Raw genomic sequence first — 25,751 nt, 5'->3', positions numbered from 1 at the left:
TCAGGCCGTCTTCGAAAAGAGCTCACGGCCGATCAGCATACGGCGCACTTCCGACGTGCCGGCGCCAATTTCATAAAGCTTGGCGTCGCGCAACAATCTCCCGGTAGGGTATTCGTTAATATACCCATTGCCGCCGAGCAGCTGGATCGCATCGAGCGCAATTTGCGTCGCCTTTTCCGCTGCAAAAAGAATGCAGCCGGCCGCGTCCTGGCGCGTTGTTTCTCCGCGGTCGCAAGCCTTCGCCACCTGATAAACATAGGACTTCGCGGCGTTGGTCGTCACATACATGTCGGCGAGCTTCCCCTGCACCAGCTGGAATTCACCGATGGATTTGCCGAATTGCTGGCGGTCATGGACATAAGGAATGACAACATCGAGGCAGGCTTGCATGATCCCAAGCGAGCCGCCGGCAAGCACAGTGCGTTCATAATCGAGACCCGACATCAATACGCGCACGCCATTGTTGACTTCGCCGAGCACATTTTCCTCGGGCACTTCGCAGTCCTCGAAAACAAGTTCGCAGGTGTCGGAGCCGCGCATACCCAGCTTGTCGAGCTTTTGCGCCGTCGAAAATCCCTTAAAATCTTTTTCGATCAGGAAGGCGGTTATGCCGCGCGGACCCGCGTCCGGATCCGTTTTTGCGTAGACCACCAGCGTGTCAGCGCCGGGGCCATTGGTGATCCACATCTTGTTGCCATTCAGGATATAGCGGTCGCCTTTTTTCTCCGCCCGCGTTTTCATGCCGACAACGTCGGAGCCGGCGCCCGGTTCAGACATAGCGAGGGCGCCGAGATGCTCACCGGAAATCAGCTTCGGCAGATATTTCGCCTTCTGCTCTTTCGAGCCGTTGAGACTGATCTGGTTGACGCAGAGATTTGAATGCGCGCCATAGGAAAGACCGACGCTGCCAGACGCGCGGGAGATTTCCTCCATGGCCACCACATGGGCCACATAGCCAAGACCGGTTCCGCCGAACTCTTCATCGGCGGTAATGCCGAGAAGCCCGAGTTCACCGAGCTCCGGCCAGAGATCGCGGGGAAAGAGGTTTTTTTCGTCGATTTCCGCCGCCCGGGGCGCAAGGCGGTCAGACGCCCAGCGCGCCACCATGTCCCGCATTTCCTCGATCATCGGATCGAGATCGAATTTCATGAAAGCCTGACTGTTGGAAAGCATGAAGAGCGCTCCTCGCGATTAGGGGCTTTGGGGGCATCGCCGCCAAAATGGGCGCGAAACCGCAGAAAATTGGCCGAATTTTTAATAATCCTATTGTCGGACAATGCTATTATAGGCTAATATTCAACTCAAAGGCAAGATGGAAAAAAGCGGATGCCTGTCATTCAATCCAAGATCGACCCACGCTCTGAAGGCTTCGCCGCCAATGCGGCGGCGATGCGAGCGCTTGTCGATGATCTTCGCGCCAATATGGACAAAGTCGCCGAAGGCGGCGGCGCGCGCTACGCCGACCGGCATAAATCCCGCGGCAAGCTCCTCGCCCGTGAGCGGGTGACGCGGCTTCTCGATCCCGGCTCTGCTTTTCTGGAGATCGGTCAGTTCGCCGCCTGGGAAATGTATTCGGGCGATGTGATGAGCGCCGGCGTCGTCGCCGGCATCGGCCGCGTCAATGGGGTCGAGTGCATGATCGTCGCCAATGACCCGACCGTCAAAGGCGGCACCTATCACCCCATGACGGTCAAGAAGCATTTGCGCGCGCAGGAGATCGCGCTCGAAAACCGCCTGCCTTGCATCTATCTCGTTGAAAGCGGCGGCGCCTTCCTGCCCATGCAGGACGAAGTCTTTCCGGACAAGGATGATTTTGGCCGCATCTTTTTCAATCAGGCGCAAATGTCGTCAAAAGGCATTCCGCAGATCGCGATTGTCCATGGCTCCTGCACCGCCGGCGGCGCCTATGTTCCGGCCATGTCGGATGAAGCGGTGATCGTGAAAAAGCAGGGCACGATTTTCCTTGGCGGCCCGCCGCTTGTTAAGGCCGCCACGGGCGAGGTCGTTTCCGCCGAAGATCTCGGCGGCGGCGACACCCATACGCGCATGTCGGGCGTCGCCGATCACCTCGCCGAAGACGACGATCATGCGCTGGGCATCGCACGCCAGATTGTCGGCCGTCTCAACTGGGTCAAGCTCGGCGACGTCGTCATGGCCGACCCTTGCGCCCCGCTTTATGACGCCGAAGAACTCTATGGCGTGGTCGAAGCGGACGCCCGAAAGCCCTATGACGCACGGGAGATTATCGCCCGTATTGTCGACGGATCGGAATTTGACGAGTTCAAACCCCTTTACGGTTCGACCCTGGTCACCGGCTTTGCGCGGCTTCACGGCTTTCCCGTTGGCATTCTCGCCAATAACGGCATTCTCTTTTCTGAAAGCGCCAAGAAAGGCGCCCATTTCATCGAACTTTGCTGTCAGCGAAAAATTCCGCTGATCTTTCTGCAGAACATCACCGGCTTCATGGTGGGCCGCGCCGCTGAAGAAGGCGGCATCGCCAAAGACGGCGCCAAGCTTGTCACCGCCGTCGCCACAGCTGCTGTGCCGAAATTCACAGTGGTCGTTGGCGGCTCCTACGGCGCCGGCAATTACGGCATGTGCGGACGAGCCTATGGACCGCGCTTTATGTTCATGTGGCCGAATGCGCGCATCTCGGTCATGGGCGGCGAACAAGCAGCGAGCGTCCTCGCCACCGTCAAACGCGATGGCCTGCGCGACGGCGAAACATGGCCTGCGGAAGAGGAAGAGGCGTTCAAAAACAAAATCCGCGCCGGCTATGACGAACAGGGCTCGCCCTATTATTCTTCCGCACGCCTCTGGGATGACGGCATCATCGATCCGGCGCAAACGCGCGATGTCCTGGGCCTGTCCCTTTCGGCGTCCATGAATGCGCCTGTTGAGGATACGCGCTTTGGCGTGTTCAGGATGTAGAGATGCCATGTTGAGCAGAAGCATCAAATTTGTTTTCAGCGCAGTCATTCTTTTGACGGCCGCTTGCGTGAAAACGCCTGAACCTGCAACGAATCTCGAAGCGACGCTTGCAACTTTTTCCCAAGCATTTCGTTCCGGAGACTCTGTGACGGTTGAAGCCCATCTTGCTGAAGACTATGTCCATGTGAATAGCGGCGCCGCGCCCTATGATCGCGCGCAATGGCTCGGCTGGTATGAGGGCTACGCTAGGGAAATCGCCCGCGGCGATCATGTATTTGAGGACTACGCAGTTCAGTCGCTCCAGATCACACAGCATGAGGATGCGGCTTATGTGACAGGCGTCGTGCACGCGACCGGAACGCGGTATGGAGAAGCCTTTGTACAACGCATCCGATTCACCAATATGTGGATTATTGAAGGCGGGCGATGGAAACGCGCCGGCTTTCACGATGCCTCAAGCAGCGAAAAAAACTGAATGACCCTTGGCCTTCTCGTTCGCGACGTTGTCGAAGACGATCATGATAGTCTTCATGGTCTCCTTGCTAGCGCATTTGCGCGTGAGGATGAGGCGGCGCTCATGCGCAAATTATGGTCCGAACATGCGGTCACGATTGAACTTGCCGCGGAAACGGGCGGCGTCATTGTCGGCTATTGCGCCTTTACGCCTGTGAGCTGCAAGCCGGACCTTGATGGTTTGCTGCTGGGTCTCGGCCCCCTCGCCGTCGCGCCGGAACATCAGCGTCAGGGCGTTGGCGCGGCCCTGGTGAAAAAAGGGCTGGAGCTTTGCAGGAAACACAATGCGAGGCTGATCGCCGTTCTCGGCGACCCGGATTATTACGCCCGGTTCGGATTTGAACCCGCGGCGAAGCGCAAAATGACATGGGCCGGTTTCGACGCTGGTGACGCCTTTCGGATTATCGCCCGGGCGGATGACGATTTTGGCGGCGTTGCGCCCGATGATGTCCGCACCATCCACTATCATCCCGCTTTCGACATGGTGAGCTAATGTTCAAAAAAATCCTCATCGCCAATCGCGGGGAAATCGCCGTCCGCGTCGCAAGAACGGCCCGCAAAATGGGCGTCGCGACGGTTGCTGTTTATTCCGATGCAGACAGGAATGCGCCGCATGTGAGAGCCTGCGACGAAGCCGTCCATATCGGTCCGTCCGCGGCGGCGGAAAGTTATCTCAAAGCCGACAGGATCATCGACGCCTGTAAAAAAACGCAAGCCGAAGCCGTGCATCCGGGTTACGGTTTTCTTTCCGAGAACGCCGGCTTCGCCGAGGCGCTCGACAAAGCCGGAATCGTTTTCATCGGCCCGACGGCGGAAACGATCCGCGCAATGGGATCAAAATCGGCTGCGAAAGATCTGATGGAAGCCGCCAATGTGCCGACCACACCCGGCTATCAGGGCGAGGAGCAGTCTGTCGCGACCTTCAAACGTGAAGCCGAACGCATCGGCTATCCCGTGCTTCTGAAAGCCACGGCCGGCGGCGGCGGCAAGGGCATGCGCATGGTCGCGCGCGAGGAAGACCTCGAAGACGCCCTCGTCTCGGCCCAACGAGAAGCGAAATCCGCCTTTGGCGACGACCGCTTTTTGATCGAAAAATATGTGACCCGCGCGCGCCATGTGGAGGTCCAGATCTTCGGCGACGGCAATGGCGATGTGGTTCATATGTTCGAGCGCGATTGTTCCGTGCAGCGCCGCCACCAGAAAGTCATTGAAGAGGCGCCGGCGCCGGATCTGCCCGCCGGGACGCGCACAGCGCTATTGAAAGCAGGCGTGGACGCCGGCAAGGCCGTCAATTATCGCGGCGCCGGGACGGTGGAGTTTCTTTACGACGCCGACAATGACGCCGTTTATTTCATGGAAATGAACACGCGCCTTCAGGTTGAACACCCGGTTTCAGAGATGATCACCGGGCTCGACTTTGTGGAATGGCAGTTGCGTATCGCTGCGGGCGAAAGCTTGCCCCTGACGCAAGATCAAATTTCTGAAAGCGGCCACGCCTTCGAAGCGCGGCTTTATGCGGAAAACCCGAACCAGAATTTCGCACCGTCTATCGGGACGCTGACGACGCTGCGCCTTCCTTCTGAAACCGCGCGCATCGATAGCGGCGTGGAAGAAGGGCAGGCGATCACGCCGTTTTACGATCCCATGATCGCGAAGATCATTACGGCCGGGTCGACGCGCGAAGAAGCCCTCGGGGCCATGCGTGCGGCTTTGTCCGAAACGCGGGTCGCCGGACTGGAGACAAACGCGGCCTTTCTTTACGCCCTCGCCGCCGAACCGGACTTCATCAAGGGCGACGTCTCAACGAAATTCATTGAAGAGCATGACGACGCGCTGTTTGCGCAAACGCCAGCCGGCCCGAAACAGTGGGCGGCGGCGGCGCTGTGGAAACGTAAGAATGGCTCAAGCCACGATCACGATCCCTGGAGCGCGCTGACCGGCTTTCGTCTCAACCGGCCGCGCCATGAAGTGACCTGGATCGAGCATGAAGGCCATCCGGCGATCCTGCGCCTTTCCAACGCGGGCGAAGTCTTTAACGCGACACTGGAGCCCGACGCCTCCGCCGCTGCGCGGCGTGAAGGCAGAGAAACCCTGCCGCCCCTGGCGTTTTCCTTTTCCGGCAGCATGAACGACACCGAAATGCGCCTCACCCATGAGGGCGAAGACTTCACCGTCTTTGCCGCCCCCCACGGTGACAAACTTCGCATCTGGATAGACGCTGACCATTGGGACATCGGCTTCCCCGATCCCCTCGCCGGCATTTCCGCCCATCATTCGAGCGAAGGCTCGTTGACCGCCCCCATGCCTGGCGTCGTAACACTGCTCTCGGCGAAACCGGGCGACGTTATTGAGGCGGGCAAGCCGCTCCTAGTGATGGAGGCGATGAAAATGGAGCACGCCATCAAGGCCCCCTTTGACGGCGTCATCAAGGCTTACAAGTTCCAGCCCGGCGATCAGGTGAAGGACGGCGATTTGCTGGTCGAATTTGAGGAAAGCGCTTGAGGAATTGAAATGCGCCAGTCAAAGACAAATATTTGAAACATGACCCATCCCATCACCCTTGTTGAAGTCGGTCCGCGCGATGGTTTGCAAAACGAAGCGCAAATCATCGATGTCGCTACGAAAGTCGAACTGATCGAGCGGCTCGCTAACTCCGGCTTTAAGAACGTCGAAGGCGGGGCGTTCGTGTCGCCGAAATGGGTGCCGCAAATGGCGGCCTCCGACGAGGTGATGGCGACGATCAAGCGGGCAAAAGGCGTCTCCTACCCCGTCCTGACGCCAAATAGGAAGGGCTATGAGGGCGCGCGCGCGGCAAAAGCCGACACGGTCGCTGTCTTTGGCGCAGCGTCCGAAAGCTTTTCACAGAAAAATATCAACTGCTCCATCGCGGAAAGCCTTGAGCGCTTCAAACCGGTGATTGAGGCGGCGAAGGCCGATGGCGTCAATGTGCGCGGCTATGTCTCCTGCGTCCTTGGCTGTCCTTATGAAGGCAAGATCACGCCGGAACAGGTCGTTCCCGTCGCCAGGACGCTTTACGAGATGGGCTGTTATGAAATTTCACTCGGCGACACGATCGGCGTCAGTACGCCGGAAGAAACCAGGGCGCTGATCCGCGCCGTATCAGGCGAAGTTCCCGTTGCCGCTCTCGCCGGGCATTTCCACGACACTTACGGACAGGCGCTGGCCAATATCTGGGCCGCCATCGGCGAAGGCGTAACCGTCTTCGACTGTTCCGTTTCAGGCCTTGGGGGCTGCCCCTATGCGAAGGGCGCCAGCGGCAATGTGGCGAGCGAGGATGTGGTCTATTCCCTCGCCCGCTCCGGTTACGAGACCGGCGTCGATCTCGACGCCCTGATCGAGACGAGCGTCTGGATCTCTGATAAGCTCGGACGCAAACCCGGCTCCAAAGTGACGCTCGCCCGCAAAGGCGGTTAAGCCGCTTTTCTCAACCGGCTGATTTCGGCCGCGATCGCCTCAACGTGGCGCAAGTCCGTGCCGCAACAGCCGCCGAAAATGTTCAGCGACGGAACGAGACGACGAAGCGCTGCGTTTTCCAGCCCCAACTCGTCCGGATTGCCATCGTCCAGTGTCTCCGCTTCGTCGAGTTCGGCGTGAGAACATTTCGAGGCGTTGGCGCGGACGCCTTTCAGCCGTGACAACCAATGATCCCCTTCACGCAGCACCGATGTGAAATGGGTCGGATGCGCGCAATTGATCATGTAATAGGCCGGCGCCTTGCGGGCTTCGAAGTCCGTTTCCATGATTGCGTCGCCTAGAAGCTGGCCCGATGGCAAGCGCCCATCGGTTTCCACGGTGAACGACACGGCGCAGGGCATACCCGCCGCCGCCGCCGCATTGACGAAACCAATTGCTTCCAGCGTGTTGTTCATGGTGAGCGCCGTAATCATGTCCGCCGACGTATCGGCGAAGATCTCCGCCTGAAACGAATGATAATCCTCCGCTTCTTGCACGGTCATCAATTCACCGGCCTGATAGCCGTCGCCGCGCGGACCGACATTGGCCGATATGACGAAAGGCTGGTCGAGCGCCGCTTCATCACGGACTTCTTCCACCAGCGCGATTGCATCACGATTGACCGTCTCCAGTGCCGCGCGCTCAAGCCCGAGCTTCACGCCCCAGTCGGGACTCGCCCGCCAGGTCGCCGTTTCAAAAATGAACCCGAAGCCATGTTTTTTCGCGAGCTTTGCGTGCTCCAGACAATAGTCACGCATAGCCGCGCGGCCTTTCGGATCTTTCAACAGAGTGAAAGACGCAAAATACGGAAGCTCAAACCCCTTGTTAAAAAGCAGGTCGGTCTCCATACCGCTGTCAGTCAGAAATATCTCCGACCCGAGCTGCGGCAGCTCTTTTCTATATCTCCCCATGGGAACTCTCCTTTTCCTTTGAGCGCTGGAGATAGGGAGGCGATTTCACCGCTGTTACTGGCGAATGGGCGCCAGAAAGTCCTGACTTTAGTAAGGAATGCGGCCACGCGCGCCGCCTGTTTACTCGCCCAGCGCAGCGACCGCGTCGGCAGAGAATTTCGCAATATCAAAACCGCCGCCATCGTCAAAGCCGCGGCGGACGATCAGCGTGTTTCGTGAAGGAATAATCACCAGATATTGTCCGCGATTTCCCTGCGCCGCATAGGTTCCTTCCGGAAGCCCGTGACGCTCTCCGAAGAGCCAGAACTGCGCGCCGTAACCGGGCATTTGCGCGCCATTGGCACGGGTCAGGGGCGGTTGTGACGGAGCGGGAGCAGCCACGTAGTTCGCCCAGCCTTTTGGCAAGATGCGCTCTCCCTCCCAGACGCCGTCGCTGAGATAAAGAAGTCCGATCCGCGCGAGGTCGCGCGCCGTCGTCCATACCTGGGAGGACATGACGAAATCGCCATTCCAGTCGGTTTCAAGAAATGTGTGCTCCATCCCGAGCGGCAGCAAAACTCGCCAGAACGGGTATTCAATATATTGCTGATCGTTTTTCATGCGCTCACGCAAGGCGCGCATCGCCGACATTGTATCGTTATTGGCGTAACGCCAGCGGGTTCCCGGTTTCGCCACAAGACGGTTGGTGATCGCATGATCGACGATGCGGCCGCCGCCGAAATAAACATCGTCCGTACGATTGCCCGCAGTTGGAGAGGTCAGCCCGCTCGACATGTGCAACAGGTTTTCAAGGGTGATCTTTCCGCGGGGATCGCCGGGCGAAGACCAGGCTTTCAGGCCCGCCGGCTCATCAACTCCGATGAGGCCGTCATGAACGGCGGCGCCGATCACCGTTGCGGCGATGGACTTCGCCACGGACCAGGTGCGTTGAGGCGTTGTTGCGTCAAAGCCTTCGCGATATTTCTCCGCAACAACCGCGCCGTCCTTGATGACGAGAACCGCCGTCGTTTCCGTTCCCTCGCCATAAGTGGCGCGGTCGAAGGCGGCGTCAACAATATCCAGCAAGGCAGGGTCATTGCTGAGGCGCTCCGTCAACGGGGCCGGCGCCGCACGATCCCAAAAAGATTTCACATAAGGGAGCGTTCCGGCGGCGCCTTCACCCGTCATGGTAGGCAGTTGCGCACAGCCAAGATAAGGCCGCCAGGCGGCGATACGCGCGCCGCCGTCATAGCGCACTGAAACGGTCTTTGCATCTTCGTCGATCACCGCTTCAGGCAGCTCAGCCATCGCTTCACGATAGTCGCTATAGATGCGGTTGAGTTCGTCGCCGGCGATTAGCTCCACCGGACGCCCGGCGTTGAAATGCGCCGAACAGGTGAACGCCGCCTTATAGCCCGCGACGAGCGACACATGCGCTGGATCGGGGGCCTGCGCATGGGCAGCGCCCAGCGCGAGACTAATCGTCAGGGCCGCTTTGACCGCGTTCTTCATAGATTTTTCCCCGTTTATACCAAAGCCAGGACGTCAGCGCGCCGCTTATAAAGCAAACAGCGATCCCGGCCGCCAATCCAATCCGAATGACCTTATCATCGGCCAGGAATAGCGCGCCAACAAGGATCGCCCCAAAAATAAGAGCATTGATGACTATAAGCGGTTTCATCATATAGCCGGGTAGAGATTGCACCGGCCCGGACACCTCCAGGCCGGCAGAATCTTTGTTTTCAGCCTACAGCTTGTCCTCATACACCGGCTGAATATCCACCGGCAGGTCCGTCAGCGAGGCGATGACAGCCTCTGCGTGTTCATCAAGCTTGGCGTAGGTGTTGAGGAAGGCTTTCGCTTTTTCATAATTTCCATCGCCCTGCACCACCACGACATCGCGCGTCAGATCGGAAATCGCCTGCTCAAGCTTTGCGAAATCGAGAACGAAGCGTTTCGCATCCTCATCCCACGCAAAAGCGCCGGCTTCCTTGAAATAGGAATACTGGAACGCGGCGCCCTGCCCATGGGCTTCATTGATGCCGAAGCGCATGGCGCGGAAGAGGCCGACAAAATAAGTGGCGAGGAAGTTTTCTTTTTCCGCCGCCGGCATGTCGCCCCGCTCCATCATATAAAGAATGTTATAGGCGCCCATGACATCGGCCTTGCCCTCCTCAACCGCAGAATAAAGCTCCTGCAATTGAGCGTTCACTGTCGTTTCTTCTCCATCGACCATAATCGTGCCCGGCCCGAGGCTGTGTGAGAGTTCGTGGAACAGGGTTTCGCCGGACATGTATTTCTTCATGAGCAGCGCCGCCTGATCCGCGATCAGCACTTCATCGGCCATGGGCGCGAGAATGCGGTCGAACTTGGCGCCGAGCACATTGTTCAAGAGGACTTTCTTGGCGCCTTTCGCTTCACGCACGCGCTCATCGTTGGGCAGGTTAAACGCGATGGTCTGAACGCCCGGCACATTGTCGCCGCCGCCATGGACCTGATAGGTGACGGCGATGGGCGATTCAAACCCGCGCTTGAAGTTTTTATAGCCCTCCTCGACCGGCAGGTTCGCCTCCATATCGCGGAGATAATCCTTATATTTGGCGAGCGCCGCGCTTTCTTCCGGGTTCTTGATGGTGATGAACGCTTCAAACGCCGTCTTGTAGCCGAAAAGACCGTCCGTATAGACCTCGTAAGGGCCGATCGCGGCCTCAATGGGGCCTTCGAGATCCATCCACGCCATTTCCGATTCATAGTAGTCATCCGTCAGGAATGACTCCGCGCGCAAACTCAAAAATGTCTTGAGGCTTTCATTGGTGGTGATATCCGCCGCCTCGCGTAATAGCTGCGCCGCAGGCTCCAGCCATTCACGATAATGCTCTGAATACGGAATGGCTTTCAGCCCGCCGTCATCGGTGCGGCGGATCACTGTATAACCGCTCGTGAACGCTTCCTCGTCTTCCGGATGGGATGCGACCCAGGCGGCGAATTCCTCTTTGGTCATGTCGGCCGGATAGAACGCTGCGCCTTCCGGCATTTCCATGTCGCCATAAAACGGCTTGTTGTGATCGAGTGTGTCCCAGGGGCCGAAATGCAGATCGAACATTTCGAGCAGAAGCTCATTGCCGCTGGCTTCTATTTCTGCGCGCCATTCAGGGTTTTTTTCGCTGCGCTGGCGCAGATAGATTTCCGACATCAAATTGCCGACCTGATTTAGCTTGTTAACAACTTGACGCTCTTCATCACTGAGGAACGACGTGTCGGCGTCCATCTCCACCATCGCAAACTGGGCGCGCATGGTTTTCAACGCCTCGTCATCCGCCATCATTTTCCCCTCCTCTTTCCCCGCCGACATTTCCGGCGCCGCCGCCTCCGGCGCGTTTGAGGCGTCTTCGCCTGAACAGGCCGCGGCAAGCGCCAACACCGAAACGGCGAAAAGGGAAGTAAATTTGCGGTTGAACATGTCGAATCCTTAACACTTCGGGCGGCGGACGCCGCCCCTTTGCGGCGCAATCTACCCCGTCCGCCGCATCCCCGCAAAGCTTGCCATAATCCGGCCTTGCGAGGACGGTAGGGTTTGAATATTGCTTTGGCGGCAGAAATTTTGGCCGATTGTATGATTCGCGTGCGACCAAAGGGGACGGCATGAAAAACTGGCTCATCAGTCTCGGGGCATTCGCCGCCGTCAGCCTGTCCAGCGCACAGGCCGCGCCTGCGGATTTTGAGCGCTGGCTCGAGAGCTTCCGCGCAGAAGCCGCCGCCGCCGGCATTTCCCAAAGCGTTCTCGACGAAGCGCTGACCGGCCTGACCATCAATCCACGGGTCTACGAACTCAACGACAACCAGCCGGAATTCTCCCGCGGCATCTGGGATTATCTCGACAGCGCCGTCTCCGCGACGCGGGTCAACAACGGCAAGACAAAATATCTTGAAAACCAGCGCCTCCTTACGCTGATCGAAAGCGCCTATGGCGTCGACGCGGAAATCGTCGCGGCAATCTGGGGGCTTGAATCCTCTTACGGCGCAATCATGGGCAGCCATGACGCCATTCAGGCGCTGGCGACGCTCGCCTTTGAAGGGCGCCGCACCGGCTATGGCCGCAGCCAATTGATTGGCGCACTCAAGATCATCCAGCATGGATATGCAGAACGTGATGAGTTGAAAGGCTCCTGGGCCGGGGCCATGGGCCATACGCAATTCATTCCAACCACCTATCTTGCCTATGCTGTCGATCATGACGGCGACGGCAAACGCGATATCTGGTCCAATCTCGGCGACGTGTTCGCCTCGACAGCGAATTATTTGAGCGTGTCCGGCTATCGCGCGGGCGATCCGTGGGGGCTTGAAGTCAGGCTGCCCGCCGGTTTCGATTACGCCCTCGCCGACAGCGACGTGAAGAAAGCAGTTGTTGAATGGGCAGCGGGCGGCGTCGAGGCGATCAGAGGCCCCGGCCTTATCGAACGGTTCGACCCGAATATGCGCGGGCGCCTGATCATTCCCGCCGGCGCGCGCGGTCCGGCCTTTATCGTGTTCGATAATTTCGGCGCTATTTTGAAATATAACCGCTCCACCGCTTACGCGCTCGCGGTGTCCCTGCTCTCCGAAGAGATCGCAGGACGCAACGGCGCCATCGTCACGGCATGGCCGCGCGATGACAGGCCCCTGTCCCTGGACGAGCGCAAGGCATTGCAGCAGGCGCTAAAAGACCGCGGCTTCGACCCCGGCCCCGTAGACGGGATCATCGGCGCCGGGACCAAGCGCGCGCTTCGCGCCTGGCAGATACAGGCGGGTCTGCCGGCGGATGGCTACGCCTCCGCGAAAGTGCTGGACGCCTTGCGATAAGCGGGTTTCAAGCCGTTTTAGCGGTTTCCTCCAATAACCCTTGCTGCACTGCAAAAATGCGCCTATATCCCGCGGCAATTGCTGCGCCGCACAATCATCGGCGCTGCGCCAAAAAAGGGATAAGGAGCGCCAATATGGCCACCACCAAAAAGACTGCGGCGAAAAAAGTCGCCGCCGCCGCAACCGCCACCAAAGCCGTTGAAACCCAGGAACTGCCGGATGTGATGTCTTTTTCGTCCGCAACTGACTGGGCGGAAAACGCCAGGGAACAGTTTGAAACGATGATGTCGTCTTTCACGGGCAATTTCGGCGACATGCGCGCACAAGCCGAAGACCTGGCGGAAACAGCCCAGACCCGCATGAAAACCGTTCAGGACCACGCTGCGGAAACCAACGCCCGCCTCATGGAAGCGGCGCAGGAAGAAGTGAACGACGCCGTTCAATTCGCTTCCGATCTCAGCAAGGCCAAAAGCTTCGCCGACGCGCTGAGCGTTCAGCAATCCTATTGGACGAAGCTGATCGAGACCCGCATGGGCCATGCGCGCGCGATCACCGAGCGCTCCGTCGAAACAGCGCGTGAAACCATGACGCCCGTCGAGACGCCGTTTGCGAATATGAAAGCCTTCGAGAAATTTTTCGCCTTTCCAATGAAGGCCTAGGGCGTAAAGACTTTTCTTTCGTCTTGAGCTAAATCTCGTCTCATGAGCGGCGGGAAGAAGATCAGCGAAGCAGACATTGAATGGGGCGCGCCTGATAGTGACGGCGCGCCCTCTTCTTTTGCGCCGCGCTCCACTCAGTTCGATGATGTTTATTTTTCCGGCGAAGGTCTTGCGGAAACGCAGCATATTTTTCTCGCCGGCAACAATCTGCCCGCGCGCTTCAATGCGCCGCGCTTTCACATTGGTGAGTTGGGTTTCGGCACAGGGCTTAATTTTATCGCCGCCTGGGACGCGTGGAATCGGGCGGAAAAGCCCACAGGCGCGCGTCTCAATTTTCTTTCCTTCGAAGCCTACCCTCTTTCCACAACGCAACTGGCCCACGCGCATCAGGCCTGGCCAGCGCTTGAAAGCCTTTCTACAAGGCTGCGCGCCGCCCTGCCCCCGCCTCAACCGGGGTTTCACTTTCTCCGTTTCGATGACGTCTCCCTGACGCTTTTTTATGGCGATGCGCGCGAAGGGCTTGCGCATGCGGAAGGCCATGTTGACGCGTGGTTTCTCGACGGTTTTTCACCGGCAAAAAATCCTGGCCTGTGGTCGGAGGAAATCTTCAGCGAGCTTGCACGACTGTCTAGGCCGGACGCTTCATTCGCCACCTTCACCGTCGCTGGCGGCGTGCGCCGCGCGCTCGAAGCCGCAGGGTTCCAATGGGAGAAGTGCGAAGGCTTTGGCCGCAAGAAGGAAATGCTGGCTGGAAACATCGATGCGCCGCCGCAAAAAACCAGCCGCGCGCCATGGCTGCCGCCCGGATCACCGCTTCGCGCCGGCGCCCGCATTGCGATCATCGGCGCCGGGATCGCCGGCGCAAGCCTTGCCCATGAACTGCGCGCCGCAGGGTTTCATCCGTCTGTCTACGAAGCATCGGCGCCCGCAAGCGGCGCATCGGGCAATCCGGCGGGCCTTATCATGCCCCGGCTCGATGTCGGCGACACGCCTGCGGGACTATTTCACGCAAACGCCTATCTTCATACGGTGCAGCTCCTGTCGGCCCTGGGTGGTGACATATTCACATCTTGCGGCGTTCTTCATCATGGCGCCAGCGACAGAGACCGTGAGCGTCAGGCGAAATTGCTGGCGCAGGGCGCGCTTGCTGACGGCTTTATGGAAGACCGGAAGGACGGGTTGTTTTTCCCGCAGGCAGGCGTCGTTGACCCGGCCATGTTCGTCAAGGCGCTGCTGGTTGACACACCGCTTATCGCTGAACGCGTTACCCGCATGCGCCAAACCGCAAAGGGATGGCGCATCATTACAGATAAAAGCGATGACGAGTTCGATGCGGCCGTGATCGCCAATGGGCTCGACGCCATTCGTTTCGCCGAAGCGCGCACCCTGCCGCTTACCGGCTCTGCGGGGCAGGTCGACTGGTTTTCAGATGCGGATGCGCCGGACCACGCGCACGCCTTCGGTCCTTATGCGGCGCCATGTCCGAAAGGCGGCGCGATTATCGGGGCCACCTACGCGCCGGTCGCCATTGGCGCTGAAGCGCGCTTCACGCCGGAAGCGACACAATCAAACATCGCCGCAGTTGCGCGGACGCTTCCCGATTTCGCAGCAACGCTGGACGCTGGCAAATCCCGGCCGCGCGCCTCCATCCGCTGTACGACGCCGGACCGGCTGCCCGTCTGCGGTCCTCTTCCCGATTGGGGCTTTTACAGCGGCGCTTATGACGGCCTTAGAACCGGAAAAAAAGTGGACTACCCGCGCGGAGAAATGCGGCCCGGCCTCTACATCCTGACGGGCCTTGGCTCGCGCGGACTGGTCACCGCCCCATACGCCGCCGCCCTCCTCGCTGCCGAGCTCTCGGGCGCGCCAACAGACGCAACAATCCTGCAAGCGTTGCATCCCGCGCGCTTTTTTATCCGCGATTTAAAGCGCGGCGGCGCCCGATAATCCCGCGCCTTGCGGGACTGGCTGGCTTTGGGGTAAGCCCGCGGCACGCCCCGAATGCAAGGAAGCCCCTCATGCGTGAAACGCCCTTCGGTCCTGTTTATGAAAATGTGCTTGAAGGCGTCGGCAAAACGCCGATGGTGAAGGTCTCGCGCCTCGACGCGGGGCCGTGCGAGCTCTATCTCAAACTCGAATCGTCCAATCCGGGCGGCTCCATTAAAGACCGCATCGGCGTCGCCATGATCGAGGCGGCAGAACGCGAAGGCAAGCTGAAACCCGGCGGCACCATTATTGAGGCGACGGCTGGGAACACCGGCCTCGCACTGGCGCTCGTCGCGGCGCAAAAAGGCTACAACACCATCATCGTCGTTCCCGACAAGATGGCGCAGGAGAAGATCTTTCATCTGAAAGCGCTCGGCGCGGATGTGCGCCTCACCCGGTCTGATGTGGGCAAAGGCCATCCTGAATATTATCAAGATGTCGCACAGAGCATCGCCGACGAAACCGGGGCTTTTTACGTCAACCAGTTCTGTAATGAGGCGAACCCGCACGCCCATGAAGACACGACGGGCCCGGAAATTCTTGGCCAGCTCGACGGCAAGGTTGACGCTGTCGTCGCCGGCGTCGGTTCCGGCGGCACGATCAGCGGTCTGTCGCATTTTTTCAAAGAGAAATCCCCTGAAACGGAAATCATCCTCGCTGATCCCAAGGGATCTATCCTCACTGACTATGTGAACAAGGGCGCGCCGCCCAATGAGGTCGGCTCCTGGCTGGTGGAAGGCATCGGCGAGGATTTCATCCCCGACATCGCCGACCTTTCCCATGTCAAACGCGCCTATGAGATAACCGACAAGGAAAGTTTTGAAGCGGCGCGCGACCTCCTCAAGAAAGAAGGCATCCTCGGCGGATCGTCGTCAGGCACCATTCTTGCGGCGGCGTTAAAATATTGCCGCGAGCAGACGGAGAAGAAGCGCGTTGTCGCTTTTGTCTGCGACCGCGGCGACAAATATCTCTCCAAGATGTTCAACGACTACTGGATGTATGATCAGGGCTTCCTGAAGCGTCCGCCGAAAGGCGACCTCACCGACCTCATCACCCGCCGCCATTCGGAACGCGCGACGGTGACGGTAAAGCCCGACGATACGCTGATGAGCGCTTACGGCAAAATGAAACTCTATGACATCTCGCAATTGCCAGTGCTTGATGACAATGGCGACGTCTCCGGCCTTCTGGATGAAGAGGACTTACTGTTCGCGATCGTCCGCAATCGCGACAAGTTCAAGGACCCTGTGAAGTCGGCCATGACCTATCGCGTTGAAACCGTCGAGGCGAAGCAGGACATGCAGTCCCTCCTCCCCATCTTCGCCAAGGGCCATGTGGCGGTTGTATTGAATGAAGGCAAATTCGAGGGCCTGATTACCCGGACGGATTTGCTGAACTATCTGCGGCTGCAGGTGGCGTAATGATCCTCTACGGCCTCAAAAACTGCGACACCTGCAAAAAAGCGCGCAAAGCGCTGGAAGCAGCGGGCGAAGATGTAACGTTTCACGATGTGCGCGCCGACGGCGTCACCAAAACGCAGATCGCGAAATGGGCGAAGGCGGCCGGCTGGGAAAAACTACTCAACAAATCATCGACCACCTGGCGCGGGCTCGATGACGCTGAAAAAGACGGCGTCACGGAGAAGAAAGCGCTCGCGCTCATGGCTGAACATCCGACTCTGATCAAGAGGCCGGTGATCGAGAACGGACCAACGCAAGTGTTCGTCGGCTGGTCGAAAGACGTTCAGGAAAAGCTTTTATAAACCGGGTCCAGGCCGGGCCGCTCAGTTCACTTCCGGCAACGCGGCGCGGCAGTCCGATGCGCATTCACGGCACATTTTGGCGCAGCGTTCGCAATGCGGGTTATCATGCTTTTCGCATTCTTCAGCACATACGTCGCACGCCATAATGCAAGCCTGAAGCTGGGCGCGCAGCACGACAATATTCTGCGCCGTTCGCCGCAGCCCGGTTTTCGCGGTGGCTTCGCAGATATCCGAACAGTCGAGGCAATTGCGGATGCACTGCCGCATATCCTTGGCTGTGCTCTCAGCGATGCAGGCGTCGGCGCATGAGGCGCATATCTCTGCGCAATACATGGCGTGGCGCACGGCAACGCCAAGTTCTTGGGTAAAGTCGTCACCCACCTGGGGGTGCTCCTTGATCATTTCCATTACGCGCATGACGCCGCCTCCTTTGACCTTTATTTGATCTCGTCTTAGGAAACACACGGATGGGGAGAGCGTTCCGCGCGCGCCGCCTTCTTAAGGGTCGTCATGGTCAAATCGCTGGAAATCCTTGTAGACGCTGACGCTTGCCCCGTTAAGGAGGAGGTTTACAAGGTCGCTTTCCGGCATGAAATTTCTGTCACAGTCGTCGCCAATGCGCCGATCCGCATTCCCCGCCATGAGCTGATCACCCGCGTCACCGTCAATGATCATTATGATGCGGCGGATGATTATGTGGCCGAGCACGCACACTCCCGCGCCATCGTCATCACGGCTGACATCCTCCTCGCCGAGCGGTGTCTGAAAGCGGACGCAACGGTGATCAGCCCCAAGGGCGAGCCCTTCACCAAGGACTCCATTGGCGGCGCCATCGCCGCGCGCGCCTTGATGGCGGATTTACGCGCCGGCGCGGAAGGGGCTGTGGGCGGCCCGGCGCCTTTCCAGAAGGCGGACCGCTCACGCTTCCTTCAGGCGCTCGACGAGGCCCTGATGCGCTTAAAACGGCAGGCTTAAGCGTCTTTTCTGAGACGCACTATCATTTGCGGAAAAACGTCGCACTTGAACCGCGTGCGTCCGTTAATATCTCTCATGCGTCAACAGGAACGACCTGGTTGGCGTTCCCGTTCGATGTTGTCTGTTTCGAATTTCACGCGACAGGAGACAATGTCATGTTCAAACCGCTAAGCGTTTTTAATCGTAACCGTAACGCGCCGGCGCTCAACGAAGACGCTGACGCACCCTTTTTCCAGCTGCATCGGGAGATGAACCGTCTTTTCGACGACTTCTTCTCTGATTTCGGCGCCCCGGCACCGTTCGCCGCACAAGGCGGCAATGGCGCTCGCGCCATTCACGTCGATTATAAAGATACCGACAAGGCCCTTGAAATTGAAGCCGAACTTCCCGGCGTTGACGAAGATGACGTCGATGTGGAGCTTCATGACAACCTTCTCACCATCCGCGGCGAGCGCAAGAACGAGGAAGAAAAGGAGGGCGTCTCCCGGCGCTCCTACGCCTCGTTTCAACGGTCCATGTCGCTGCCCTTTGATGTGGATCCCGACGCAATCGACGCGAAGTTCAAAAACGGCGTCCTGAGGCTGACGCTCCCCAAACCGCCGGAGCTAGAGGCCAGAACGAAGAAAATTGCGGTGCAGCGCGGATAACGTCCCTTTTCGCGCCATGGGGGAAGCATCGCGGTGGATTTCCAGCGGCCTGTCCCCAAGCCGCTTATATGGTCGCTGGAAATTCCATTTCATGCACGCTAAGTCCCTTTCCAAAGAGAAGGGACGCCCATGACCAGCGACAAAAAGAACCGCCCCGCCTTCGCCACCCGCGTCATTCACGCCGGGCAGGAACACGACCCGACGACCGGCGCGGTGATGCAGCCGATCTACCAGACCTCCACCTACGCCCAGGAAAGCCCGGGCGTGCATAAGGGCTTCGTCTACGCCCGCGGCGCGAACCCGACGCGTTTCGCCTATGAACGCTGTATCGCCGATCTTGAGAACGGCGCACGCGGCTTCGCCTTCGCCTCCGGCATGGCGGCGATCTCCACCATGCTGGAGCTTTTTCCGGCAGGTTCGCACATCATCGCAATGGATGATGTTTACGGCGGCACATTTCGCTTGTTCGAACGCGTGCGGCGCACATCGGCGAATTTATCTTTCACCTATGTGGATCTGACCGATCCCGAAAAATTCGAAGCGGCGATCACACCTGAAACAAAGCTCGTCTGGCTCGAGACGCCGACAAATCCGCTTTTGAAGATTGTTGATATCGAAGCCATTGCAAAGATCGCCAAGAAACATGGCGTGACTGTGGGTTGCGACAACACTTTCGCGTCCCCCTATTGCCAGCGCCCCCTCGATCACGGCGCCGACATTGTCATGCATTCGGCGACCAAATATCTCGGCGGCCATTCCGACGTGATTGGCGGCGTTCTTGTGGTCAATGACAAAGATCTCGGCGACCGCATCGCTTTCCTGCAAAACTCCGTTGGCGGCATTCAGGGACCGTTCGATTCCTTTCTCGCTCTGCGCGGTCTCAAGACGCTGGCGCTGAGACTTGAACGGTCCTCGTCCAACGCCATGGCCCTTGCTGAATGGCTGGCGCCGCATCCCGCGATCGACCGCGTCACTTATCCGGGCCTTAAATCCCATCCCGGACACGACGTCGCAAAGCGTCAGATGGACGCCTTCGGCGGCATGGTCACGATTTTCGTGAAGGGGGGCCTCGACGCGGCCAAGACCATGCTGGAGCGGGTGGAGCTGTTCACCCTCGCGGAGAGCCTTGGCGGTGTTGAAAGCCTCGTCGAGCATCCCGGCATTATGACCCACGCCTCCATCCCGCCTGAACGCCGCGCGGAAATGGGGCTTGATGATTCGCTGGTCCGGCTTTCTATCGGCGTTGAGGATATCGGCGACCTGCGCGCCGACCTCGATCAGGCGCTGAAAGGCTTGTGATCTAGCGGATATCCTTAATTCTCTTTTCGTCCAGTGACATGGCCGCAATGCTTGCTAGAGTATCGAGCCTTTTGCCTGCAGCGCGGCCTGACGGCCCGAAAGGATGTCCATGGCCGACGCCGCTCCTTCCTTTGCCGAACGCATCGATAACACCCTGACGCCCTTCAGCGACTTCATATCGTCGATCATTTTTTACTCGGTCGACTTTTTAGGCGTGTCGCTGCCCCTCGTCGTTATCTGGCTGATGGCCGCTGCGGTGATCCTCACTTTCTCCCTCGGCTTCATCAATCTGCGCGGCTTTCGCCATGCGTGGTCGCTGGTGCTCAATCCTCATGACCAGCAAGGGGCCCATGGCGAGATTTCCCACTTTCAAGCGCTGTCCTCTGCGCTTTCCGGCACGGTCGGCCTTGGCAATATCGCCTCGGTGCCTGTCGCCATCGCCATTGGCGGGCCCGGCGCCGTTTTCTGGATGGTGGTCGCCGGCTTTTTCGGCATGTCGTCCAAATTCGCTGAATGCGCCCTCGCCGTGAAATACCGCCGGGTGCGGCCTGACGGTTCGACGCTGGGCGGGCCCATGTATTACATTGAGGAAGTGTTCGGGCGCATGGGGCTGAAAACGGTCGGCAAGGCCGCCGCGATTTTTTTCGCAGTCATGGCGATCGGCGGATCGATCAGCGTTCTTCAGGTCAACCAGTCACACGCGCAATTCGCGAATGTCACGGGTTTGTCCATTCCAGTCACCTTCGGCGTCATTATGGCGGCCGGCGTCGCCTATGTGGTGCTGGGCGGCATTAAACGCATCGGCAAGGTGACCGGCATTCTCGTGCCGCTTATGGGCGCAGTTTATCTCGGCGCAGGGCTTGTGATTATTCTCATGAATATCGATCAGGTGCCCGCCGCTTTTACAACGATATTCAAAAGCGCCTTCGGGCTTGAGGCCGCAGGCGGCGGTTTCGTCGGGGCGCTCATCAACGGCATTCGCCGCGCGACCTATTCCAACGAGGCCGGCGTCGGCTCCGCTGCGATCGCGCACTCGGCCGTCAAAACCAACGAACCGTTGACCGAAGGTTATGTGGCGCTGCTCGAACCCTTTATCGACACCATTGTCGTCTGCATGATCACTGCTCTCGTGGTCATCGTCACCGGCGCCTATGAGCCTTATCTTTACGGCGAGAATGTCGTCGGGATCGAGATCACCTCAGCGGCATACGCCAGCGCCTTTGCCTGGTTCCCCTACATTCTGCTTGTCGCCTCAGTGCTATTTGCTTTCACGACGCTGGTGAGCTGGGCGTTTTACGGCGCACAGGCCGCCGCCTATCTCTTCGGCGACACCAAGAAAGTCGACGTCCTGTTCAAGCTGTCGCTTTGCGTCGCCCTATCAACTGGCGCCGCGGTGTCGCTGTCGTCGATCATCGACTTTATCGACTCCATGCTCTTCGGGATGTGCATCCCGAATATCATCGCGCTCTATCTCCTGCTGCCGGAGTTGAAACGCGATGTGAAAACCTACAAGGCGAAATACGGGGTTTAGGCTTGAACAGCGGAGTTCAACTATGCGCATTTCGGTTAGATTCTTAACTTTGATTGCCGGACTAATTGCGGGGTTTCTGAATCCCAGTTTTGCAGCGACACCAATTGAAAATGGTTGTGAATATTATGACGCTGAAACTGCGTCTACACCCAACCCCGGACTGCGAGCATTATTCGATGAGCTTCCGGAAGGTTCGTCTGTTATCGTATGCAACAATACAAGAAATGTCGAATTTTCCATTCTTGAACCGGTTGAAAACAGAAATGGCGTATCATTTTATCGAAGATGCTATCACGAGATGCCGGCTGACCGCTTTTCAAAAGCGAAAAGCTCAAAGGAGCTGTTGTCGACACGACATCGTCTTGAACTTACGATGATGGCGCTGGATCCCGGTTCCGAATTAACCCATCAAAACGAAGCCGTCGTTACGACAAACTCACTATCGCCCGGCGCATTTAAAAAACTGTACACCGTATGGATGGAGTCTATCGAAGATCCGGAAACGCTCACGCAACGCTTCGACACTGCAGAGCTTGATTCTGAAGGCAAGGCTCAGTTCACGAAATTCGTTCAGTCACTCAAAAATAGCGCTGAAACAAATATTACCTACTTGCAGTTTCAGCACCTTCGAATGGCGGAAGGGGATGGATTTGACCTAGAATTCTTCCCGCGATTGGTCGTTAACATTAGAACCAAGAAGCAATGGTGGGAAATCGATTTTGATGTGCTTGATGATGACCGATACCTGTTGCTGGATGTGGAATTGCAGTTGGATGCGACGGGCGCAAACTAAGAAAATTTAGCGCGCTCTCGGGTGCGCCTGATCGAAGACCTTCAAGAGGTTTTCCTTATCGATCTTGGTGTAGCGCTGGGTCGCCGCAAGCGAGGAGTGACCCAACAGCTCCTGAATCGCGCGCAGGTCGCCGCCTGCGGACAATAGATGCGTAGCAAACCCATGGCGCAGGGCGTGCGGCGTCGCCGAGTCCGGCAAATTAAGGGCGGCGCGCAGTTTCGCCATGGTGCGCTGGGCGAGCGTCGCCGAGAGCTGCTTGCCGCGCGTCGAAAAGAACAGGGGATCGTCCGCCTCACCGCCATAAGGGCAAAGCTTTTGATAGGCCTCCACCGCTTCACGCGCCGCTGGCACGACGGGAACAAGACGCGTCTTGGCGCCCTTCCCCTTGATGCGCAGCGTGTCGCTCAATGGCGCATCGGACCACCGCAATGACAACGCCTCGGAAATCCTCAAGCCCACACCGTAAAGCAGGGTGATCAGCGCGGCGTCACGCGCCTGCTCCCAGTTTTCCTTGCGCGTTGATGTTTTCATCGTCGCCGCCGCTTCGATCAGCGCCTCGGCGTCAACCTCGCTCACCGGGCGCGGCAAGCGCTCTTTTGCTTTTGGGCCGCGCATCACGGCGATGGCGTCATTATCGACATCGGCGCGGCGGCCCAGAAACTTGTAAAACGTCTTCAGCGCCGACAGCTCCAGCTTCAGCGATGGCGGCCCCAATCCCTCATTGCGGCGCTGGGCGAGATAGGCGCGGAAATCCTTGGTCTCCAGCCGCGACAGATCGTTGAGCGACGCCGGACCGCCGAGATGGCCGGCCAGGAACAGCTCAAAGCGCGACAAGGTCGCTGCATAATTGCGGAGCGTATAGGCGCTGGCGCGCTTTTCAGATTTCAGATAGCGCTCGAATGCGCCGCGCCAATGGGCGAGCGAGGTTTCGCTATGGATTTTCGTTTGCGCCATAGCCCTAAAACGCCGCGGCGAAGGTTAAAAAAGTCTTTACGCAGTCGCGAGCGCGGCAAGATCGGCTCGGAGTTCGGCAATCCCGTCACCTTTTTCAGACGACGTCGCCCGTACAAACGGGTGCGCCGCCGGCCGCCGGCCGATCTGCTTCGCCGTCGCCTCGATGAGTTTTACGAGCGCTGTCGGTTTTATTTTGTCAGTCTTGGTGAGGACAATCTGATAATTCACCGCCGCCTCATCGAGAAGATCCATGACCTCCACATCGACCGGCTTCAGCCCATGGCGAGAATCCACGAGCACACAAACGCGGCGCAATACTGACCGGCCGCGCAGGAAATCCCGCGTCAGCGCCGTCCATTGTTCCACATCCTTGCGCGACGCCTTGGCGTAACCATAGCCCGGCAGGTCGACGAGCCGCAGCGCGCCTTCAAGATCGAAATAGTTGATTTCCCGCGTGCGCCCCGGCGTGTTCGATGCGCGGGCAAGCCCGTTCTGCCCCACAAGCGCATTCAGCAAGGTCGACTTTCCCACATTGGAGCGTCCCGCAAAGGCGACTTCCGCCGGACCTTCGTCCGGCAGCGTTTCCAGCGACGTGACGCCCAGCATAAAGTCTGCGCGCTTGGCGAACATGAGCCGCCCCGCCTCAATCTCCGCCGGTGAAAAAGCATCAGGCGTCGTCACTTGGCGTCGCTTGGCGCATCACTGGCGGCGCTCTTTTTTGCCCAGGGCAGATTGAGCCTTTGTCCGAGTTCTACTTTCACGCCGTTCTTTTTCATGATATACCATTGCTGCAGGATGCCGAGCGTCGTGTTCCAGAACCAGTACAGAACAAGCCCAGCCGCAAAGGGCGCGAAGATAAAGACAAACACAAACGGCATGAAGGCGAAGACCTGCGCCTGGACCGGATCGGCCGGCGGCGGGTTCAGCTTGGTCTGGAACCACATGGCGACGCCCATCAGGACGGGCAAAAAGCCGATGCCGAGAATGGCGCCAATGAGCGGCAACGCGGTAGGATCAAAAGGCAACAAACCAAACAGATTGAAAATCGTGGTTGGGTCAGGCGCCGAAAGATCCTTGATATAAAGAAACGGCTGGTGACGCAGTTCGATCGTCACAAACAGCGTTTTATAAAGCGCGTAGAAAATCGGCATCTGCAAAAGGATCGGAAAACACCCCGCAAGCGGGTTCATCTTTTCCTTTTTATAGAGCGCCATCATCTCCTGTTGCAGCTTCATCTTGTCGTCGGTGTAGCGCTCCTGAAGCTTTTTGATTTCCGGCTGCAGCTTTTTCATCTTCGACATGGACTCATAGCCTTTGTTCGCAATCGGGAACAAAATGAGCTTGATGATCAATGTCAGAAGAAGAATGGCGATACCGAAATTGCCTGTCTGGTCGCCGAAAAAGTTGAGCGTGTAAAAGATCGGCCGCGTCAGAAAGAACAAATGGCCCCAGTCGACGGCCTTGTCGAAATCATAAACCCCGAGGCCGCCATCTTCGGGCTGCGCCTCATAGGACTGAAGAATATCCACATCCTTCGGGCCGCCGAACATATAGGACTGCATCGTCTTCGATTCGCCCGGCGCCAGCGCCATATTCGGCATGGCGTAAAAGGCCTCGAAGATCGGTTTTTCTGTAGTGCCACGATTGGCGAGGGTCGCTTCGATCTCGGCGTCCGCCGGCGGAATGGAGGCGGCGAGCCAGAACTTGTTGGTGACCCCAACCCAGCCGCCAACGCCGGACTCTTTAATTTTGGCGTCCTTGTTTTTTTTGAGCTTGTTGTATTTGCGCTCGTAAAGCTTCGTTCCAATGACGCCGAGCGGACCTTCATGCAGGATCATGAAGTTGCGATACTCTTCCGGAATGTTTCGCTGGGTCACCGTCGCATAGGGGCGCAGATTTTTGGTTTCGCCCGAATTGTTCGTAACGGTCTGCTTCACCGTGAACATATATTTGTCGTCGACGGAGATCGTTTTCTCGTAAGTCAGGCCACCGCTTGTCCGTGTCAGAGTCACCGGCGTCCGCGGCGTCAGGACGGCGCCGTCATTTACACTCCATTGCGCGCCGGCCGCCGTATCGGCGCCGACCGCCCAGCCTTGCTGCATGAAATGGCCGTGCTCTGTTTCGGCGGGGCTTAAGAGCCGGATCGGCGCGCTTTCATCATCAAGGCCTTGACGATATTGCAGGAGAAGAAGGTCGTCGAAGCGGCCGCCTTTCAAATTGATGGACCCTTGCAAGGTCGGCGTCTTGATCGGAACGCGCTTCACCGAGTTGGCGATGGCGTCTTCAACGGTGAGCGCCGCCTCGGCGCCGGCAAGACCGCCAATATCCGGGTCCATATCCTGTGCGGCTTCCGCCTGCTGCGTTGCGGCGGCCTGGGCGGCGCGGGCCGCTTCCTGCTGCGCCTCACGCTGGGGGCCGAGCACCATGAAATCCCAGACGAGAAACACGCCGAAGGAAAGGACGATCGCCAAGATCAAATTGCGGTCCATGAAAAATCC

Annotated in this window: 23 protein-coding genes; 15 read left to right on the top strand and 8 right to left on the bottom strand. The window is 58.4% G+C overall.

Features of this window, described 5'->3' with window-relative positions:
* Positions 1-1,173: an isovaleryl-CoA dehydrogenase gene (locus ACFC5L_RS06260; protein ID WP_375201133.1), complete on the bottom strand. Its 1,173-nt coding sequence runs from the start codon at positions 1,171-1,173 to the stop codon at positions 1-3.
* A 153-nt stretch (positions 1,174-1,326) separates the two neighbouring features.
* Here ACFC5L_RS06260 and ACFC5L_RS06255 point away from each other — a divergent pair, with 153 nt between their 5' ends.
* From ACFC5L_RS06255 to ACFC5L_RS06235, 5 genes are read left to right on the top strand one after another with little or no spacing between them, the layout of a single operon-like run.
* Positions 1,327-2,931, top strand: coding sequence for a carboxyl transferase domain-containing protein (locus ACFC5L_RS06255; RefSeq protein ID WP_375201134.1), 1,605 nt, complete (start codon positions 1,327-1,329; stop codon positions 2,929-2,931).
* 7 nt (positions 2,932-2,938) lie between these two features.
* The gene (locus ACFC5L_RS06250) at positions 2,939-3,406 is read left to right on the top strand and encodes a nuclear transport factor 2 family protein (RefSeq protein WP_375201135.1); all 468 of its coding nucleotides are present in this window, start codon (positions 2,939-2,941) and stop codon (positions 3,404-3,406) included.
* Positions 3,407-3,937, top strand: coding sequence for a GNAT family N-acetyltransferase (locus ACFC5L_RS06245; RefSeq protein ID WP_375201136.1), 531 nt, complete (start codon positions 3,407-3,409; stop codon positions 3,935-3,937).
* Positions 3,937-5,946: an acetyl/propionyl/methylcrotonyl-CoA carboxylase subunit alpha gene (locus ACFC5L_RS06240; RefSeq protein WP_375201137.1), complete on the top strand. Its 2,010-nt coding sequence runs from the start codon at positions 3,937-3,939 to the stop codon at positions 5,944-5,946. Before ACFC5L_RS06245 ends, ACFC5L_RS06240 begins: the two co-directional genes overlap by 1 nt.
* Positions 5,947-5,985: 39 nt before the next feature.
* Positions 5,986-6,879: a hydroxymethylglutaryl-CoA lyase gene (locus tag ACFC5L_RS06235; RefSeq protein WP_375201138.1), complete on the top strand. Its 894-nt coding sequence runs from the start codon at positions 5,986-5,988 to the stop codon at positions 6,877-6,879.
* Here the strand turns inward: ACFC5L_RS06235 and ACFC5L_RS06230 are convergent.
* From ACFC5L_RS06230 to ACFC5L_RS06220, 3 genes are all read right to left on the bottom strand, one after another.
* Entirely contained in the window at positions 6,876-7,829 is a 954-nt protein-coding gene (locus tag ACFC5L_RS06230; RefSeq protein WP_375201139.1) for a homocysteine S-methyltransferase family protein, read from the bottom strand. The two genes, ACFC5L_RS06235 and ACFC5L_RS06230, sit on opposite strands and share 4 nt — an antisense overlap.
* 120 nt (positions 7,830-7,949) lie before the next feature.
* Positions 7,950-9,320, bottom strand: coding sequence for a serine hydrolase domain-containing protein (locus ACFC5L_RS06225; RefSeq protein ID WP_375201140.1), 1,371 nt, complete (start codon positions 9,318-9,320; stop codon positions 7,950-7,952).
* Between the two features lie 235 nt (positions 9,321-9,555).
* Positions 9,556-11,268, bottom strand: a complete 1,713-nt coding sequence (locus ACFC5L_RS06220) for a dipeptidyl-peptidase 3 family protein (protein ID WP_375201141.1) — start codon at positions 11,266-11,268, stop codon at positions 9,556-9,558.
* Between the two features lie 182 nt (positions 11,269-11,450).
* On the opposite strand from ACFC5L_RS06220, the gene ACFC5L_RS06215 reads away from it, so the two are divergent.
* The 5 genes from ACFC5L_RS06215 (at position 11,451) to ACFC5L_RS06195 (ending at position 17,054) form a co-directional block, all read left to right on the top strand.
* A complete protein-coding gene (locus ACFC5L_RS06215) occupies positions 11,451-12,647 on the top strand; it encodes a lytic murein transglycosylase (protein WP_375201142.1) in 1,197 nt (398 codons plus the stop codon).
* Positions 12,648-12,781: 134 nt separating this feature from the next.
* Positions 12,782-13,306 (top strand): phasin family protein, encoded by a 525-nt coding sequence (locus tag ACFC5L_RS06210; protein ID WP_375201143.1) that lies wholly within the window; start codon positions 12,782-12,784, stop codon positions 13,304-13,306.
* Positions 13,307-13,348: 42 nt separating this feature from the next.
* Positions 13,349-15,253 carry a bifunctional tRNA (5-methylaminomethyl-2-thiouridine)(34)-methyltransferase MnmD/FAD-dependent 5-carboxymethylaminomethyl-2-thiouridine(34) oxidoreductase MnmC gene (gene mnmC, locus ACFC5L_RS06205; protein WP_375201144.1) on the top strand — a complete coding sequence of 635 codons (1,905 nt, stop codon included), beginning with the start codon at positions 13,349-13,351 and terminating at the stop codon, positions 15,251-15,253.
* A gap of 71 nt (positions 15,254-15,324) precedes the next feature.
* Positions 15,325-16,713, top strand: a complete 1,389-nt coding sequence (locus ACFC5L_RS06200) for a pyridoxal-phosphate dependent enzyme (RefSeq protein WP_375201145.1) — start codon at positions 15,325-15,327, stop codon at positions 16,711-16,713.
* Entirely contained in the window at positions 16,713-17,054 is a 342-nt protein-coding gene (locus tag ACFC5L_RS06195; RefSeq protein WP_375201146.1) for an arsenate reductase, read from the top strand. The genes ACFC5L_RS06200 and ACFC5L_RS06195 overlap by 1 nt, the downstream gene beginning before the upstream one ends.
* Before the next feature lie 21 nt (positions 17,055-17,075).
* Here ACFC5L_RS06195 and ACFC5L_RS06190 read toward each other — a convergent pair whose 3' ends face one another.
* Positions 17,076-17,471, bottom strand: a complete 396-nt coding sequence (locus tag ACFC5L_RS06190) for a four-helix bundle copper-binding protein (protein ID WP_375201147.1) — start codon at positions 17,469-17,471, stop codon at positions 17,076-17,078.
* Positions 17,472-17,576: 105 nt separating this feature from the next.
* Here ACFC5L_RS06190 and ACFC5L_RS06185 point away from each other — a divergent pair, with 105 nt between their 5' ends.
* From ACFC5L_RS06185 to ACFC5L_RS06165, 5 genes are all read left to right on the top strand, one after another.
* The gene (locus ACFC5L_RS06185) at positions 17,577-18,029 is read left to right on the top strand and encodes a YaiI/YqxD family protein (protein WP_375202341.1); all 453 of its coding nucleotides are present in this window, start codon (positions 17,577-17,579) and stop codon (positions 18,027-18,029) included.
* Between the two features lie 155 nt (positions 18,030-18,184).
* A complete protein-coding gene (locus tag ACFC5L_RS06180; protein ID WP_375201148.1) occupies positions 18,185-18,676 on the top strand; it encodes an Hsp20/alpha crystallin family protein in 492 nt (163 codons plus the stop codon).
* Between the two features lie 129 nt (positions 18,677-18,805).
* Positions 18,806-19,975, top strand: coding sequence for a cystathionine gamma-synthase (locus ACFC5L_RS06175; protein WP_375201149.1), 1,170 nt, complete (start codon positions 18,806-18,808; stop codon positions 19,973-19,975).
* Positions 19,976-20,084: 109 nt separating this feature from the next.
* Positions 20,085-21,506: an alanine/glycine:cation symporter family protein gene (locus ACFC5L_RS06170; RefSeq protein ID WP_375201150.1), complete on the top strand. Its 1,422-nt coding sequence runs from the start codon at positions 20,085-20,087 to the stop codon at positions 21,504-21,506.
* 22 nt (positions 21,507-21,528) lie between these two features.
* Positions 21,529-22,299, top strand: a complete 771-nt coding sequence (locus ACFC5L_RS06165; protein ID WP_375201151.1) for a hypothetical protein — start codon at positions 21,529-21,531, stop codon at positions 22,297-22,299.
* A gap of 6 nt (positions 22,300-22,305) precedes the next feature.
* On the opposite strand, the gene ACFC5L_RS06160 is transcribed toward ACFC5L_RS06165, so the two are convergent.
* From ACFC5L_RS06160 to yidC, 3 genes are read right to left on the bottom strand one after another with little or no spacing between them, the layout of a single operon-like run.
* Positions 22,306-23,253, bottom strand: coding sequence for a tyrosine recombinase XerC (locus ACFC5L_RS06160; protein ID WP_375201152.1), 948 nt, complete (start codon positions 23,251-23,253; stop codon positions 22,306-22,308).
* Between the two features lie 36 nt (positions 23,254-23,289).
* Positions 23,290-23,883: a ribosome biogenesis GTP-binding protein YihA/YsxC gene (yihA, locus tag ACFC5L_RS06155; RefSeq protein ID WP_375202342.1), complete on the bottom strand. Its 594-nt coding sequence runs from the start codon at positions 23,881-23,883 to the stop codon at positions 23,290-23,292.
* A 47-nt stretch (positions 23,884-23,930) separates the two neighbouring features.
* Entirely contained in the window at positions 23,931-25,742 is a 1,812-nt protein-coding gene (gene yidC, locus ACFC5L_RS06150) for a membrane protein insertase YidC (RefSeq protein ID WP_375201153.1), read from the bottom strand.
* Positions 25,743-25,751: the final 9 nt, after the last annotated feature.

This window comes from Hyphococcus sp., assembly GCF_041986965.1.
GTDB lineage: Bacteria > Pseudomonadota > Alphaproteobacteria > Caulobacterales > Parvularculaceae > Hyphococcus.
Note: the sequence above shows the minus strand (reverse complement) of the source record. Positions and strands in the feature narration are given on the sequence as shown.